This window comes from Mesorhizobium sp. M0207 (genome assembly GCF_040321995.1).
Taxonomy (GTDB): domain Bacteria; phylum Pseudomonadota; class Alphaproteobacteria; order Rhizobiales; family Rhizobiaceae; genus Mesorhizobium.
In genome coordinates this window covers 13,543-27,108 of sequence record NZ_JAMYSQ010000008.1, presented here as the reverse complement: position 1 = coordinate 27,108, position 13,566 = coordinate 13,543, and the positions used below count along the sequence as shown (strand labels likewise).

At 62.8% G+C, this 13,566-nt stretch carries 11 protein-coding genes; 7 read left to right on the top strand and 4 right to left on the bottom strand.

Annotation, left to right across the window (positions count from 1 at the left end; all coding sequences use genetic code 11):
* Nucleotides 1-186 precede the first annotated feature (186 nt).
* The 6 genes from NKJ15_RS13500 (at nucleotide 187) to NKJ15_RS13475 (ending at nucleotide 10,285) form a co-directional block, all read left to right on the top strand.
* Entirely contained in the window at nucleotides 187-1,578 is a 1,392-nt protein-coding gene (locus tag NKJ15_RS13500; protein WP_352470406.1) for a TolC family outer membrane protein, read from the top strand.
* 199 nt (nucleotides 1,579-1,777) lie between these two features.
* Nucleotides 1,778-2,638, top strand: a complete 861-nt coding sequence (locus NKJ15_RS13495; RefSeq protein ID WP_352815685.1) for a DUF2497 domain-containing protein — start codon at nucleotides 1,778-1,780, stop codon at nucleotides 2,636-2,638.
* 389 nt (nucleotides 2,639-3,027) lie between these two features.
* Complete coding sequence (locus NKJ15_RS13490; RefSeq protein WP_352815683.1) at nucleotides 3,028-5,811, top strand: valine--tRNA ligase; 2,784 nt, start codon at nucleotides 3,028-3,030, stop codon at nucleotides 5,809-5,811.
* Between the two features lie 425 nt (nucleotides 5,812-6,236).
* Nucleotides 6,237-7,457 carry an OmpP1/FadL family transporter gene (locus tag NKJ15_RS13485; protein ID WP_352470410.1) on the top strand — a complete coding sequence of 407 codons (1,221 nt, stop codon included), beginning with the start codon at nucleotides 6,237-6,239 and terminating at the stop codon, nucleotides 7,455-7,457.
* Between the two features lie 280 nt (nucleotides 7,458-7,737).
* On the top strand, nucleotides 7,738-9,462 hold the full coding sequence (gene ilvD, locus NKJ15_RS13480; RefSeq protein ID WP_352470411.1) for a dihydroxy-acid dehydratase: 1,725 nt from the start codon (nucleotides 7,738-7,740) through the stop codon (nucleotides 9,460-9,462).
* Nucleotides 9,449-10,285 carry a tetratricopeptide repeat protein gene (locus tag NKJ15_RS13475; protein ID WP_023678939.1) on the top strand — a complete coding sequence of 279 codons (837 nt, stop codon included), beginning with the start codon at nucleotides 9,449-9,451 and terminating at the stop codon, nucleotides 10,283-10,285. Before ilvD ends, NKJ15_RS13475 begins: the two co-directional genes overlap by 14 nt.
* Before the next feature lie 24 nt (nucleotides 10,286-10,309).
* Here NKJ15_RS13475 and NKJ15_RS13470 read toward each other — a convergent pair whose 3' ends face one another.
* The 4 genes from NKJ15_RS13470 to erpA all read right to left on the bottom strand — a co-directional run bounded on the left by NKJ15_RS13470 (nucleotide 10,310) and on the right by erpA (nucleotide 12,269).
* A complete protein-coding gene (locus NKJ15_RS13470; RefSeq protein WP_023678938.1) occupies nucleotides 10,310-10,627 on the bottom strand; it encodes a hypothetical protein in 318 nt (105 codons plus the stop codon).
* A gap of 77 nt (nucleotides 10,628-10,704) precedes the next feature.
* Complete coding sequence (gene xth / locus NKJ15_RS13465; RefSeq protein ID WP_023678937.1) at nucleotides 10,705-11,499, bottom strand: exodeoxyribonuclease III; 795 nt, start codon at nucleotides 11,497-11,499, stop codon at nucleotides 10,705-10,707.
* Between the two features lie 30 nt (nucleotides 11,500-11,529).
* On the bottom strand, nucleotides 11,530-11,919 hold the full coding sequence (locus NKJ15_RS13460) for a VOC family protein (RefSeq protein ID WP_352815681.1): 390 nt from the start codon (nucleotides 11,917-11,919) through the stop codon (nucleotides 11,530-11,532).
* Nucleotides 11,920-11,921: 2 nt separating this feature from the next.
* On the bottom strand, nucleotides 11,922-12,269 hold the full coding sequence (gene erpA / locus NKJ15_RS13455; RefSeq protein ID WP_254818314.1) for an iron-sulfur cluster insertion protein ErpA: 348 nt from the start codon (nucleotides 12,267-12,269) through the stop codon (nucleotides 11,922-11,924).
* A gap of 73 nt (nucleotides 12,270-12,342) precedes the next feature.
* On the opposite strand from erpA, the gene NKJ15_RS13450 reads away from it, so the two are divergent.
* Complete coding sequence (locus NKJ15_RS13450; RefSeq protein ID WP_352766796.1) at nucleotides 12,343-13,557, top strand: deoxyguanosinetriphosphate triphosphohydrolase; 1,215 nt, start codon at nucleotides 12,343-12,345, stop codon at nucleotides 13,555-13,557.
* Nucleotides 13,558-13,566: the final 9 nt, after the last annotated feature.

Genomic DNA, 13,566 nt, shown 5'->3' with positions numbered 1-13,566 from the left:
TGATTTTGCCTTGCAGCGAAGGCGCTGTCATGATCGCTTGCGTTTGAACAATCGTTGCTGATCTGCATAACCGGGTGTTTCTTGGGGGCTTTCAGCGGGGGAACGATAAAAAACGCGGCGCCGGCTGATCAGAAGGAGAAGCCAGCGTGGCGCAGTTCCCGTGCAAAACGAATGAGGGAATATAACGTGCCGTCTGTACGCAAGTTGCTTTTTACCGCTGTCCTCGTTTCGGCGACCGCGCTTTCTCCAATGGCCGCCTCGGCCGAAACCATTCTCGGGGCACTTTCAAAGGCCTATCAGAACAATTCCTCTCTCAATTCTTCACGCGCCGGCGTTCGCGTCACCGACGAGGGCGTTGCCATCGCCAAGTCCGGCTGGCGCCCGACCATCACCGGTTCCGGAAGTATTGATTATACCGCCAGCCACAGCAACCTGTTGCACCGAAACATCTCGTTGACCACCGGCAACTTTGGCGTCGAGATCGACCAGACGCTGTTTGACGGTTTTCAGACCAGGAACAATGTGGCGGCCGCCGAATCGCGGGTCCGCGCTTCGTTCGAAAGCCTGCGCAACGCCGAAGAAAACACTCTTTTCAACGCGGCAAGCGCCTATATGGACGTCATCCGCGACCGTCAGGTCGCCGTGCTGACCGAACAGAACCTGCAATTCCTGACCGAGCAGGCGCGTGCGGCGCGTTCGCGCTTCGAGGTCGGCGAAGGTACCCGCACCGACGTCGCGCAAGCCGACGCCCAGCGTGCCTCCGCGGTGGCGCAGTTGAGCGCCGCCCGCGCTACGGCGCTGGCAAGCGCCGCGACCTATCGCCAGATCGTCGGCGACGAGCCGGGCAGGCTCAGGCCGGCTTCGCCGGTGTCGAAGCTGTTGCCGTCGAGCCTCGATGCAGCGATCGCGATCGCATCGGCCGAGCATCCGGCCATCCTCGCCACCGCGCATCTGGTCGACGCGGCGGCGTTTTCCGTGAAGTCTGCCGAAGGCGCGCTGCTGCCGCAACTCTCGGCGTCGGCGGGTGTTTCGAGCGCCTATCGCGGCACCGCGCCCGGCTCGCTCTCCTCGACACAGGATGGCGTAACCAATTCGGCGAACATCGGTGCGACATTGACGATACCGATCTATTCCGGCGGCCGGACCTCGGCATTGGTTCGCCAATCAAAGGAATCACTTAGCCAGGCCCGTATCGAGGTCGATGTCAGCCGCGACACCGTGCGCCAGGCGGTGACCTCGGCATGGTCGCAATACACCGCCGCGCAGCAAAGCGTCACGGCCAACCGGCAGGTGGTCGCCGCCGCGCAGCTTGCCCTGAACGGCGTCATCGAAGAGCGCAATGTCGGCCAGCGCACCACGCTCGACGTGCTCAACGCGCAGGCGACCCTCATCACCGCCAAGATCAATCTTGTCAGCGCCGAACGCGACGTGGTGGTGGCGAGCTATGCCATCCTCTCGGCGGTTGGCCATTTGTCGGCAGACCGCCTTGCGCTCAACGTGACGAAGTACAGGCCCGAAGAGCATTACAACGCCGTCAAGGACAAGTGGATCGGTCTGCGCACGCCGGACGGCCGCTGATCGCCAGGCCGTGTTTTCAGCCCGCGCTCGAACGACGCGCGGGCTTTCAACTCCCGACCCTAATCTGTTGAAATCAGAGATGTCGCCAGATTGGGGATTCTCGCAAGCCGTTCCGTCGGTTACGCTGTTGCCATGATTCGAATCCGGCATTGCCGGACAGGAAATCTGAGAACGAGTCACAAGGGCGGCGGATGTGACGATGGCGACGGCAAGCAGCGTACAGCGCGAACCTTCCATGGAAGAAATACTGGCTTCCATCAGAAGGATCATCGAGGACAGCGATACCGGCCGCAAGCAGCCGGGCGACGCGGACGAGCTGCGCCAGGATCTGCAACCGGCGCCGGCAGCCGGACGGGCAGCGGAGGGGGATGCGTTCCGCTCCGAACTGCGCGGCGGGCTGGAGATCGCCAAGCCGGCCACGCGCGCCGAGGTGCAGCCAACGGCCGCGCCGGTCATTGAGCCCCTGGAAACGCCGCTGCGCGCCGGCCGGGTAAAGGCAGCGGTTACGCCGGCTGAGGTGAACACCGCTCCCGCAAAGCCGGATCGGCCTGCGACAGCCAAGGCTGCCGAGACGACCGACACCATCATAGCCGATTGGCGGCGCGAGATCGCCGCGGTCGGCGACGCGATGGCCAAGCCGGAGCGCGCCGAGCCACTCCGGACGCCGGACGCCGAGCCGAAAGCCGAGGTTTTCGAGAACGAGGCGACTGCTGGACCTGTGCCGGAGCCTTCGGAAATTGGGCCGGAGCCTTCGGAAAGCGGCCCGGAACCTTCTAAAATCGGCCCGGAATCTTCTAGAATCGGATTGGCGCGTCCGGCGGCCAGCGAGGCGCCGTCCCTTCGGCCGGCGATCCTTTCGGAGCATGCGGGCCGGCAGGTTGCCGCCGCCTTCGGTGAACTTTCGGACGCGTTTGCCAGCCGCAGCAAGAAGACCTTCGACGAGATGGCCGAGGAGATGCTGCGGCCGATGCTGCAGGACTGGCTGGACAACAACCTGCCGACGCTGGTCGAGCGGCTGGTGCGCGAGGAAATCGAGCGCGTCGCGCGCGGCGCGCAGTAGCAATTCGGAGAGCCGCCAATGGGCGGCGCTCGACCGGCGAATTGTCGAAGTCGGCGCTGCCCCTCATCCGCCTGCCGGCACCTTCTCCCCGTATAGTGACGGGGAGAAGGGGTTGACCGCAATTTAGGCGCCTTTTCCGCAACGTTCGTGACTGGCGAAAGCTTCAGTGCAGGCGTTTTTCTCCCCGTCACTATACGGGGAGAAATGCCCGGCAGGGCAATGAGGGGCAGCGCAAACCTGAAGCGATTGCCTTGCAACATTCAGTCCCGCGAGTTGCACCGAACCATCCCGGCGCTATCTATTGGCCATGCCGCCCTTGCGGTTGACTTGGCAACAACCTTCCGATTTACACCGGACCACAAATTCCGGACAGCGCGGACCGTTTTCCCATGCTCGAAAAGACCTACGACGCCAAAGCCGTCGAGCCGAAGATTGCCAGGATCTGGGAAGAGGCCGACGCCTTTCGGGCCGGCGCCGGGGCCGAGGAGGGGGCTGAAGCCTTCACCATCGTCATCCCGCCGCCGAACGTCACCGGCTCGCTGCATATGGGCCACGCGCTCAATAACACGCTGCAGGACATTCTGGTGCGCTTCGAGCGCATGCGCGGCAAGAACGTCTTGTGGCAGCCGGGAATGGACCATGCCGGCATCGCCACGCAGATGGTGGTCGAGCGCCAGCTGATGGAGAAGCAGATCCACCGCCGCGACCTGACCCGAGATGAGTTCATCGACAAGGTGTGGGAATGGAAGGCCGAATCCGGCGGCGCCATCCTCAACCAGTTGAAGCGGCTCGGGGCCTCGGCCGACTGGAGCCGGGAGCGCTTCACCATGGACGAGGGCCTGTCCAAGGCCGTGCTCGAAGTGTTCGTGACGCTCTACAAGGAAGGGCTGATCTACAAGGACAAGCGCCTTGTGAATTGGGACCCGAAGCTGTTGACCGCCATCTCGGATCTCGAGGTCGAGCAGCAGGAAGTCAACGGCAACCTCTGGCACTTCCGCTATCCAGTCGAAGGCATGACCTTCGATCCGGAAAATCCGAGGACCTTCATTACCGTTGCGACGACCCGCCCGGAGACGATGCTGGGTGATACGGCTGTCGCCGTCCACCCCGACGACGAGCGTTTCCGGCATCTTGTCGGCAAGAACCTCATCCTGCCGATCGTCGGCCGCAGGATCCCGGTGGTGGCGGACGAGTATTCCGATCCCGAAAAAGGCAGTGGTGCGGTCAAGATCACGCCGGCGCATGACTTCAATGATTTCGAGGTCGGCAAGCGCCACCGGCTGCCGGCGGTCAACATCCTCACCGTCAATGCGGCGGTGAGCCTCAAGGACAATGAGGACTTTCTCGCCGGACTGGACGTGACGCCGGAGCGCCAGGCCGTCTGGGACAGCCTCGACGGCCTCGACCGTTTCGATGCGCGCAGGAAGATCGTCGAGCTGATGCAGGCGGGCGGCTTTCTCGAGAAGGTCGAGCCGCATCGCCACACGGTGCCGCACGGCGACCGCGGCGGCGTGCCGATCGAGCCGTTTCTGACCGACCAGTGGTATGTCAATGCGGCGGAACTGGCCAAGCCGGCGATCGCCTCGGTGCGCGAGGGCCGTACCAATTTCGTGCCCAAAAACTGGGAAAAGACCTATTTCGACTGGATGGAAAACATCCAGCCCTGGTGCATTTCGCGCCAGCTCTGGTGGGGCCACCAGATCCCGGCCTGGTACGGGCCGGACGGGCATGTCTTTGTCGAAAAGACCGAGGAAGAGGCGCTCGGTGCCGCCGTCGAATACTATCTGGCGCTGGAAGGGGCGTGGAAGGCCTGGGTCGAGGACAAGCTTGAGAATTTCCAGCCTGGCGAGATCCTGACCCGCGACGAGGACGTGCTCGATACATGGTTCTCGTCGGCGCTGTGGCCGTTCTCGACGCTTGGCTGGCCGGACCAGACGCCGGAGCTGAAGACCTATTACCCGACCGACGTGCTGGTGACCGGTTTCGACATCATCTTCTTCTGGGTCGCCCGCATGATGATGATGGGCCTGCATTTTATGGACCAGGAGCCGTTCCATACGGTCTATGTCCACGCGCTGGTTCGTGACAAGAACGGGCAGAAGATGTCGAAGTCGAAAGGCAACGTCATCGATCCGCTCGAGCTCATCGACGAATACGGCGCCGATGCGCTGCGCTTCACCTTGACTGTGATGGCAGCGCAAGGCCGCGATGTTAAGCTCGATCCGGCCCGCATTGCCGGTTATCGCAATTTCGGCACCAAGCTGTGGAACGCGACGCGCTTCGCCGAGATGAACGAAGTGGCGCGCGACGACGATTTCTGGCTGCAGGACGCCAAGCTGGCGGTCAACCGCTGGATCCTGACGGAGCTGACGCGAGCCGCGCGCGACATAACGGACGGCATCACCTCATACCGCTTCAACGAGGCGGCGGGTGCCGCCTACCGGTTCGTCTGGAACCAGTTCTGCGACTGGTACCTGGAACTGCTGAAGCCGGTGTTCATGGGCGCCGACGAGGCCGCCAAGGCCGAGAGCAGGGCATGCGTCGCCTTCGTACTCGACGAGATCTACAAGCTGCTGCATCCGATGATGCCGTTCATGACCGAGGAACTGTGGGCCGAAACCGCCGGCGAGGGCAGGCAACGGCAATCGCTGCTTTGTCATGCGGCATGGCCGTCGCCCGACTTCGAGGACGAGGCGGCCGCCGCCGATATCAACTGGCTGGTCGACCTTGTCTCCGGCATCCGCTCGGTGCGTTCGGAGATGAACGTGCCGCCGGCGGCTATCGCACCGCTCGTGGTGATCGGCGCCAACGACGCGACACACGAAAGGCTCGAGCGTCAGGGCTCGGCTATCAAGCGTCTGGCGCGGGTCGGCGACATCTCGCTCGCCGAGGCGCCACCCAGGGGATCCGCCCAGATCGTGGTCAACGAGGCGACGATCTGTCTGCCGCTCGGCAGCCTGATCGACCTTGCCGCCGAGGCAGCGCGCCTGCACAAGGAGCTTGCGAAGGTGACCGAGGAAATAGCGCGGCTCTACAAGAAGCTGTCCAACGAGAAATTCGTCGCCAACGCGCCGGAAGAGGTGGTGGAGGCCGAGCGTGAAAAACTCGCCGAATATCGCGAGGCGCAAGAGAAGCTTTCGGTGGCATTGGCGCGGGTGCGCGATGCCGGTTGATCGAATAGATTGGGCCGGTTGATCGAACAGATTGGGCCGGCTGATCAAACAAATTGGGCCTGCTGGCCGCAATAGATTCGCCGGTCACGAATCTGCCTTCCAGACAGGCCGCCTGCCACGAAAACGGGCATTCCGCAGGTTAAATCTTGAGGCAAACTGAATGTTTTTGCCCCATTGTTGCCGTAATGTAACAATGGCTAATTGGGCACGCAAAATGCCCTGTTTTGTAGTGATTTAGGGGTTTTTCCCGAGTTTTCTCGTCGATCTGTATTGTGGCGGCCATTTTCCCGCCTCGGTAAGAAGGCCGACACCTTGTCGGAAATGCGTTCAGCCAAGCTGTACATGTACGCACGGCGAATTCGTTGTTGCGCCGTTAACCTGAATTGGTTCTAGCTTGATGCAAGGATATTTCGGGGAGGAGATTCATGTGTTATTCACGTCTCAAAGTGCTGCTGGGCGCGGGGGCTTTTTCGCTGGCTTTGGCTGGGACGGTGCAGGCCGGGGGCTTTGACCGGGGCGGCGTCAACATCGACCAGCTGTTCGACGCGGCGCCATATTCGTTCGACGCAGGCGTCACCTATGTTTCGCCACAGCGCAAACTCAAGAATGTGCAGCGCCTCGATGGCTCGGGTTTGTCGACATCGGCGGTGGACGTTGGTGGCGATTATGCGGTGCCGCATGTCGGCATCAAAGCCAACATCTTTGAGCCCGTAGACTGTCTTGCCACCTATACGAGACCGTATGGTGCGGACGCGAATTTCGGCATGAACAACGCCTATTCGCCGACGGCGGTCAAATACGCCGTCGACACAGACGATTTCGGTCTCACCTGCTCCTATAAGGTGAACGTCGGCAAGGGCGCCATACGATTCATCGGCGGTGTCTCCTACCAGCAGGTAGACGCGTTTCTTTCCCGTCAGACACTGCTCGCCTTCGGCAATACCGGCCTCGGTGTCTTCAAGCTATCCGACGAGGCATGGGGTTGGCGTGCGGGCGCAGCCTATGAGATCCCCGAGATCGCTCTGCGCGCCAGCCTGATGTACTCTTCGAGCTACAAATATGACGGGCTGTCGGGAACCGTCGACACGACCGGCTTCAGGGGCGCCTTTCCAGCGGATCTGATTCCCGGCTCTACCGGCGTGTACCCAGTCTCGGCGTCGGCTGAGATACCTCAGGCTCTGGAATTCAAGCTGCAGAGCGGCATAGCTCCTGGCTGGCTGGCCTTTGGTTCCATCCGCTGGCAGGAGTGGAGCAAGCTTGGCGTCATTGCCATCAATGGCGTGCGCAGTCCGGTAACCGGTTTGCCCTCGCCCGTTTCATTCGACCTGCTTTATCGCGACGGCTGGACGGTCACGGGCGGTATCGGGCACAAGTTCACCGATCAATTGTCGGGCGTGGTTTCGCTGACCTGGGATCGCGGCACCTCGACGACCTCCGGCTATCAGTCGGATACCTGGGCCGTCGCCAGCGGCGTCTCCTATTCGCCGAACGACCAGGTCGAGGTCAGGCTCGGCGGCTCGATCGGTGTGCTGACGAGCGGGTCATCGACTTTCAGCGGTGTCGGCGACGTGGCAAATGCCGTTACCTACACCTACGGCAACGACCTGCTTCTCGCTGGTTCGGCTTCCGTCAAGATCAAGTTCTAACTATTGAATTTTAAACGACAAAACGGCCGGGCGCTGCCCGGCCGTTTTGTTCGGTGCGTCATCCGGCATTCGGCCAATGCAACAAATTGCCCCCGATGATGTTCGCTCCGATAATTGTGACGTTTTGGCAACAGTTTCTGAACAACCCTCGCGTCGCCCGGCCGCCCGGGAACATTGCCTATTTCCCGCCATAAACCCGGCGCACCTCGAACCTGTCTCGGGACATGCGCCAAAAGGCTAGGCGAAGAGGCAGGCCGCACCGCCCGCGGCAAGGACGAGTATGGACGCCAGAGCGATCTCCAAGGCCAAGCTGCCGAGCCGCCACGTGACCGTTGGTCCCGAGCGGGCGCCGCATCGCTCCTACCTTTATGCAATGGGGCTGTCGGCGGCCGAGATCGCGCAGCCTCTGGTCGGTGTCGCCAGCTGCTGGAACGAGGCCGCGCCCTGCAACATCTCGCTGATGCGCCAGGCGCAAGTGGTCAAGAAGGGCGTGGCGGCCGCCAACGGCACGCCACGCGAATTCTGCACCATCACCGTCACCGACGGCATCGCCATGGGTCATCAGGGCATGAAGTCGTCGCTGGTGTCGCGCGAGGTCATCGCCGACTCGGTCGAGCTCACCATGCGCGGCCATTGCTACGATGCGCTGGTTGGATTGGCCGGTTGCGACAAGTCGCTGCCCGGCATGATGATGGCCATGGTGCGCCTCAACGTACCGTCGATCTTCATCTATGGCGGCTCGATACTGCCCGGCAGCTACCGTGGCCGGCAGATCACCGTGCAGGACGTGTTCGAGGCGGTCGGCCAGCATTCGGTCGGCACGATCGGCGACGCCGAGCTGCTCGAGATCGAGCAAGCCGCCTGTCCGTCGGCCGGCTCCTGCGGCGCCCAGTTCACCGCCAATACCATGGCCACCGTCGCTGAGGCGATCGGCCTGGCGCTGCCCTATTCCTGCGGCGCGCCGGCACCCTACGAGATGCGCGACCGCTTCAATTTTGCTTCCGGCGAAAAGATCATGGAGCTGATCGCAAGGAACATCCGCCCGCGCGACATCGTTACCATAAAAGCGTTGGAAAATGCCGCGACCGTGGTCTCGGCCACCGGCGGCTCGACCAATGCGGCGCTGCATCTGCCGGCGATCGCGCACGAGGCCGGGATAAAGTTCGATCTTTTCGACGTGGCCAGGATATTCGAGAAAACACCCTATATCGCCGACCTCAAGCCGGGCGGCAAATACGTCGCCAAGGACATGTTCGAGGCCGGCGGCATTCCGCTGTTGATGAAGACGCTGCTCGACCATGGCTATCTTCATGGCGATTGCCTGACGGTGACCGGCCGCACTTTGGCCGAAAATATGGAACATGTTGCCTGGAATGACAGCCAGGATGTGGTCCGTCCCGCCAATAGGCCGATTACCCAGACCGGCGGGGTCGTGGGCTTGAAGGGTAACCTTGCCCCCGAAGGCGCGATCGTGAAGGTCGCAGGCATGGCGGAACTCAAATTCTCGGGTCCGGCACGCTGCTTCGATTCGGAAGAGGAATGTTTCGAGGCTGTTACGCACCGTAACTATAGCGAAGGCGAGGTTCTCGTCATCCGTTACGAGGGTCCGCGCGGCGGCCCGGGCATGCGCGAAATGCTGTCGACGACGGCGGCTCTCTACGGCCAGGGCATGGGCGGCAAGGTAGCGCTCATCACCGACGGGCGTTTTTCGGGCGCAACGCGCGGTTTCTGCATCGGCCATGTCGGGCCGGAAGCGGCAGTGGGCGGCCCGATCGGGCTGCTTAGGGATGGCGACTTGATCTCGATCGATGCGGTGAACGGCACGATCGAGGTTGCATTGTCCAAGGCCGAACTGGCGGCGAGGGCAAAATCATGGAAGGCGCGCACGACCGACTATCAGTCGGGCGCGATCTGGAAATACGCACAGACGGTCGGACCTGCCCGCGACGGCGCGGTCACCCATCCCGGCGGTGCCAAAGAAACACACTGCTATGCGGACATCTGAGTTGTTGAGGTCGTCTGTCCTTTCGGCACTGGTTGCGCTCGCCACGTTTGGCGCGACCTTGGGCGCCGTCGGCCAGGCCATGGCCTTCGACGACAAGGTGTTCGACGACAAGACCGGCGTGAAGCCGCAGTCGAGCCCGTGGGCGGTGTTCCAGTTCGGCTTTTCCGCCTACAAGAACGGCCATAAGGAGCAGGCTGCGGAAGCCTATAAATATGCCGCCGAGAACGGCCAGATCGGCGCCACCTGGAAGCTTGCGCGCATGTATGCCGAAGGCGATGGCGTGGCGCGAGACGACTACGCGGCGTTCAAGTTCTTCAGCGAGATCGTCGACCAGGATGTCGAGCCCGGTTCGCCCGAGGAAAGCTATGTTTCGGACGCGCTGGTGGCGCTTGGCGACTATCTGAGGAAGGGCATTCCCGGCAGCCCCGTCGAGGAGAACGAGGTGGCGGCCCAGGAATATTACATGCGCGCCGCCGCCAACTACCGCAACCCGAACGCCCAGTTCGAGATGGGCCAGATGTTCCTCAAGGGTGAGGGCGGCGTCAAGGCCAGCGTCAAGCAGGCCGGACGCTGGTTCCAGCTGGCGGCCGAAAAGGGCCATGCGGGCGCGCAGGCGACGCTCGGCAACCTGCTCTTCCAAAGCGGCAAGATCGTGCGGGGGCTGGCGATGATGACCGCGGCGCTCGAACGGGCCTCACCCGCCGACCAGCCATGGATCCGCGGCATGCAGGAAGAAGCGTTTGCGGCCGCCGGCGAAGCCGACCGCCGCACCGCGATCTCGCTGGCCGACGACATCCTCACCAAGGGTGGCGGCGACCAATAGGTCGGCAGAATTTCCGTTTTGAGATCAATTGTCGGTCGGTTCCGCCGGCATGCCGCTGGGCGCCGGTGTTGAGATCGGCGTGCCCTGCAGATGTGGGGCCAGCGTGTTCTCCGGGCAGCCATCCCGCTGCTTTGTCCAGGACGTGTTGTTGAGCACCATCTCGCAACGGGCGAGGTAGCTTTGGCCGGCAAGCGTCAGGCAGGCGACCCGGCCGATCTGGAATGATTTGCCGTTAGCCAGGCACTCTGCATCGGCAAAAGCCGGCGTCGCCACCGCCATCGCAAGCGCGCAGCCGATCGGGCAGAGTGCAAATCGAGTAGTCATGGGAACCCCAGCCACCATGATGATTTCTCATCAAGCGCGCGATTTGTGGCGATAAGAGGTCAATTTATCAATGTGCCGCCGGACAGCAGCTCCGGTCAGGCCGGCTGCAGCGCCAGATCGATCGCCACCGGCACGTGGTCGGAGGGTTTTTCCCAGGCGCGCACCTGCTTTTCGATCGAAGCCGAGGAAAACCAGTTGGCGGCTTCGGGCGACAGCAGCAAATGGTCGATGCGAATGCCGTTGTTCTTCTGCCAGGCGCCGGCCTGATAGTCCCAGAACGTAAAAATGTCCGGGGCGTCGGTGACGGCACGCACGGCTTCGGTGAAGCCGAGATTCTTCAGCCGCCGGAACGCCTGCCGCGTCGCGGGCTGGAACAGCGCGTCGCTTAGCCAGTTTTCCGGATATTTCGCGTCGATCGGCTCGGGAATGACATTGTAGTCGCCGGCCAGAACCAGCGGCTCTTCCAGTGCAAGCCGCTCCTCGGCCCAGCGCTCAAGTCGCGCCATCCAGGAAAGCTTGTAGGAGAACTTCTTCTCGTCGTCGATCGGGTTGCCGTTCGGCAGATAGATCGAGGCAACGCGCAAGGCGCCCTTGTCGGTCGAGAACACGCCCTCGATGAAACGCGCCTGCTCGTCGGCATCGTCGCCCGGCAAGCCGCGATTGACCTCGTCGAAACGCAGCTTCGACAGGATGGCGACGCCGTTGAAGCCTTTTTGGCCGTAAGTCTCGACATTGTAGCCGAGCGCCTCGATCTCGGCGCGGGGAAACTGCTCGTCGACCGTCTTGATCTCCTGCAGGCAGGCGATGTCGGGCGCGCTTTCCGTCAGCCAATGGGTCAAGTTGCCGATGCGGGCGCGAACGCCGTTGATGTTCCAGGTGACGATTTTCATGACGGCCTCGATAGGCTGGTGGTCCGGAGACTAGCGATCCGGTGGATGACGTTCGACAAGGCCGATCGTATTGCCTGCCGGGTCCTTTAGGAAGGCCATCCATTCGCTTTCCCCCGCCTGGCCGAACAGGCCTTCGGTGTCGCAATGGACGAGCGCCGGCGGCGCGGTGAAGGGAACACCGGCGGCCCTTGCCGAAGCGTGGAACTCGTCGAGGCCCGATATGTCGAGATAGACGGTGCCGGCAGGCAGGCCGTCGGTGAAAAGCAGGCGCACGTCACCGGCCATGATAAAGGCGATGCCCGGCGGATCGAAACGCGCATGCAGGTTCATGCCGAGCACCTCGCGCCAGAACGCCAGCGTCGCATCGAGGTCGCGCCCGGCGGAAAGCGCGACCTGACGGACCGCGCCGATGTCGGGCATTTCTAGATCGAGAAGCTGGTGCCGCAGCCGCAGGAGGCGACCGCATTGGGGTTTCTGATCTGGAACGACTGGCCCATCAGATCGTCGACGAAATCGATCACCGAGCCGCCCATATAGACCAGCGACAGGTCGTCGATCAGCACGGTGGCGCCGTCCTTCTCGATGGCGACGTCGTCGTCATTGCGCCTGTCGACCAGGTCGAACTTGTAGGAGAAGCCGGAACAGCCGCCGCCCTCGACCGAAACGCGCAGCGCCGTCTTGCCGGCTTCGCTCGCCACAATCTTGGCGATCCGCCTGGCGGCGGCGTCGGTCATCTCGACTTTCATGGCGGTCTTGGCATCAGCGCCCATGGGCGTCACCTTGCATTCGGTTTCGTATGATAGGTATGAAGCGCGACGGGGCAAGTCAACTGCGGCATACGCTATGACCAACGAGTTGGGCGACATCGGATTCGGCTATCGGCCGCGCGCGGCCTATGCCAGCGACCCGGCGAAGTCGCGCGGGCGGCTGTTCGACGAGGTGGAAAGCCCGACGCGCACGCCGTTCCAGCGCGACCGCGACCGCATCATCCATTCGACGGCGTTCCGCCGGCTGAAGCACAAGACGCAAGTGTTCGTCGCGCACGAAGGCGACCATTACCGCACGAGGCTGACGCATTCGATCGAGGTGGCGCAAATCGCACGCGCTCTGGCGCGGGCGCTGCGCGGCGACGAGGACCTGGCCGAGGCGGTGGCCCTGGTGCACGACTTCGGCCACACGCCCTTCGGCCATACCGGCGAGGACGCGCTGAACGACAAGATGGCCGCCTGGGGCGGCTTCGACCACAATGCACAGTCGCTGCGTGTGGTGACGCGGCTGGAGCGGCGCTATGCCGAGTTCGATGGGCTGAACCTCACCTGGGAAACGCTGGAGGGGCTGGTCAAGCACAATGGCCCGCTGACCGATGCCAAGGGCAAAGGGCTGAAGGGGCCGGTGCCGCAGGCTATCCGCGACTATTCCGAACTGCACGACCTCGAGCTCGACCGCTTCGCTGGTATCGAGGCGCAGTGCGCGGCGATTGCCGACGACATTGCCTACAACACCCACGACATCGATGACGGCTTGAGGGCAGGGCTGTTGACGCTCGATATGCTGGAGGGCGTCTCGCTGCCGGGGTCGATTCTCAAGGGCGTGCGTCAGCGCTATCCGGCGCTCGATGACGTACGCACCGGCCACGAGCTGATGCGCCGGCAGATCACCATCATGGTCGAGGACGTGATCGTCTCGACGACGGCCAATCTGGCGCGCATCCAGCCCGGCAGCGCCGAAGCGGTAAGGGCGGCCGGCGAGACGATGGTGAGCTTCTCCGCCGACACGGCCGCATCGGAAAAGGAGCTGAAGGCCTTTCTCTACAAGCACCTCTATCGGCATGCGGAGGTCATGCGGGTGCGCGCCGATGCCGACCAGATCGTCAGGGACCTGTTCGACGTCTATTTCGCCGATCCGCGCGCCATGCCGGATGGCTGGCGCGAAGGGCTCGACCGGGCAGAGGACCGCGTCAAGGCGCGCAGTGTTGCCGATTTCCTGGCCGGCATGACGGACACTTATGCGCTCAAGGAACACAGGCGTTTGTTTGACCATACGCCGGATTTGAGCTAGGGCGGGCGC

What these genes read in the sequence shown, in the direction of transcription:
- NKJ15_RS13495 (WP_352815685.1), top strand. Translation starts at nt 1,778, where the DNA reads ATGGCGACGGCAAGCAGCGTACAGCGCGAACCTTCCATGGAAGAAATA.
- NKJ15_RS13490 (WP_352815683.1), top strand. Translation starts at nt 3,028, where the DNA reads ATGCTCGAAAAGACCTACGACGCCAAAGCCGTCGAGCCGAAGATTGCC.
- NKJ15_RS13485 (WP_352470410.1), top strand. Translation starts at nt 6,237, where the DNA reads ATGTGTTATTCACGTCTCAAAGTGCTGCTGGGCGCGGGGGCTTTTTCG.
- ilvD (WP_352470411.1), top strand. Translation starts at nt 7,738, where the DNA reads ATGGACGCCAGAGCGATCTCCAAGGCCAAGCTGCCGAGCCGCCACGTG.
- NKJ15_RS13475 (WP_023678939.1), top strand. Translation starts at nt 9,449, where the DNA reads ATGCGGACATCTGAGTTGTTGAGGTCGTCTGTCCTTTCGGCACTGGTT.
- NKJ15_RS13470 (WP_023678938.1), bottom strand. Translation starts at nt 10,627, where the DNA reads ATGGTGGCTGGGGTTCCCATGACTACTCGATTTGCACTCTGCCCGATC.
- xth (WP_023678937.1), bottom strand. Translation starts at nt 11,499, where the DNA reads ATGAAAATCGTCACCTGGAACATCAACGGCGTTCGCGCCCGCATCGGC.
- NKJ15_RS13460 (WP_352815681.1), bottom strand. Translation starts at nt 11,919, where the DNA reads ATGCCCGACATCGGCGCGGTCCGTCAGGTCGCGCTTTCCGCCGGGCGC.
- erpA (WP_254818314.1), bottom strand. Translation starts at nt 12,269, where the DNA reads ATGGGCGCTGATGCCAAGACCGCCATGAAAGTCGAGATGACCGACGCC.
- NKJ15_RS13450 (WP_352766796.1), top strand. Translation starts at nt 12,343, where the DNA reads ATGACCAACGAGTTGGGCGACATCGGATTCGGCTATCGGCCGCGCGCG.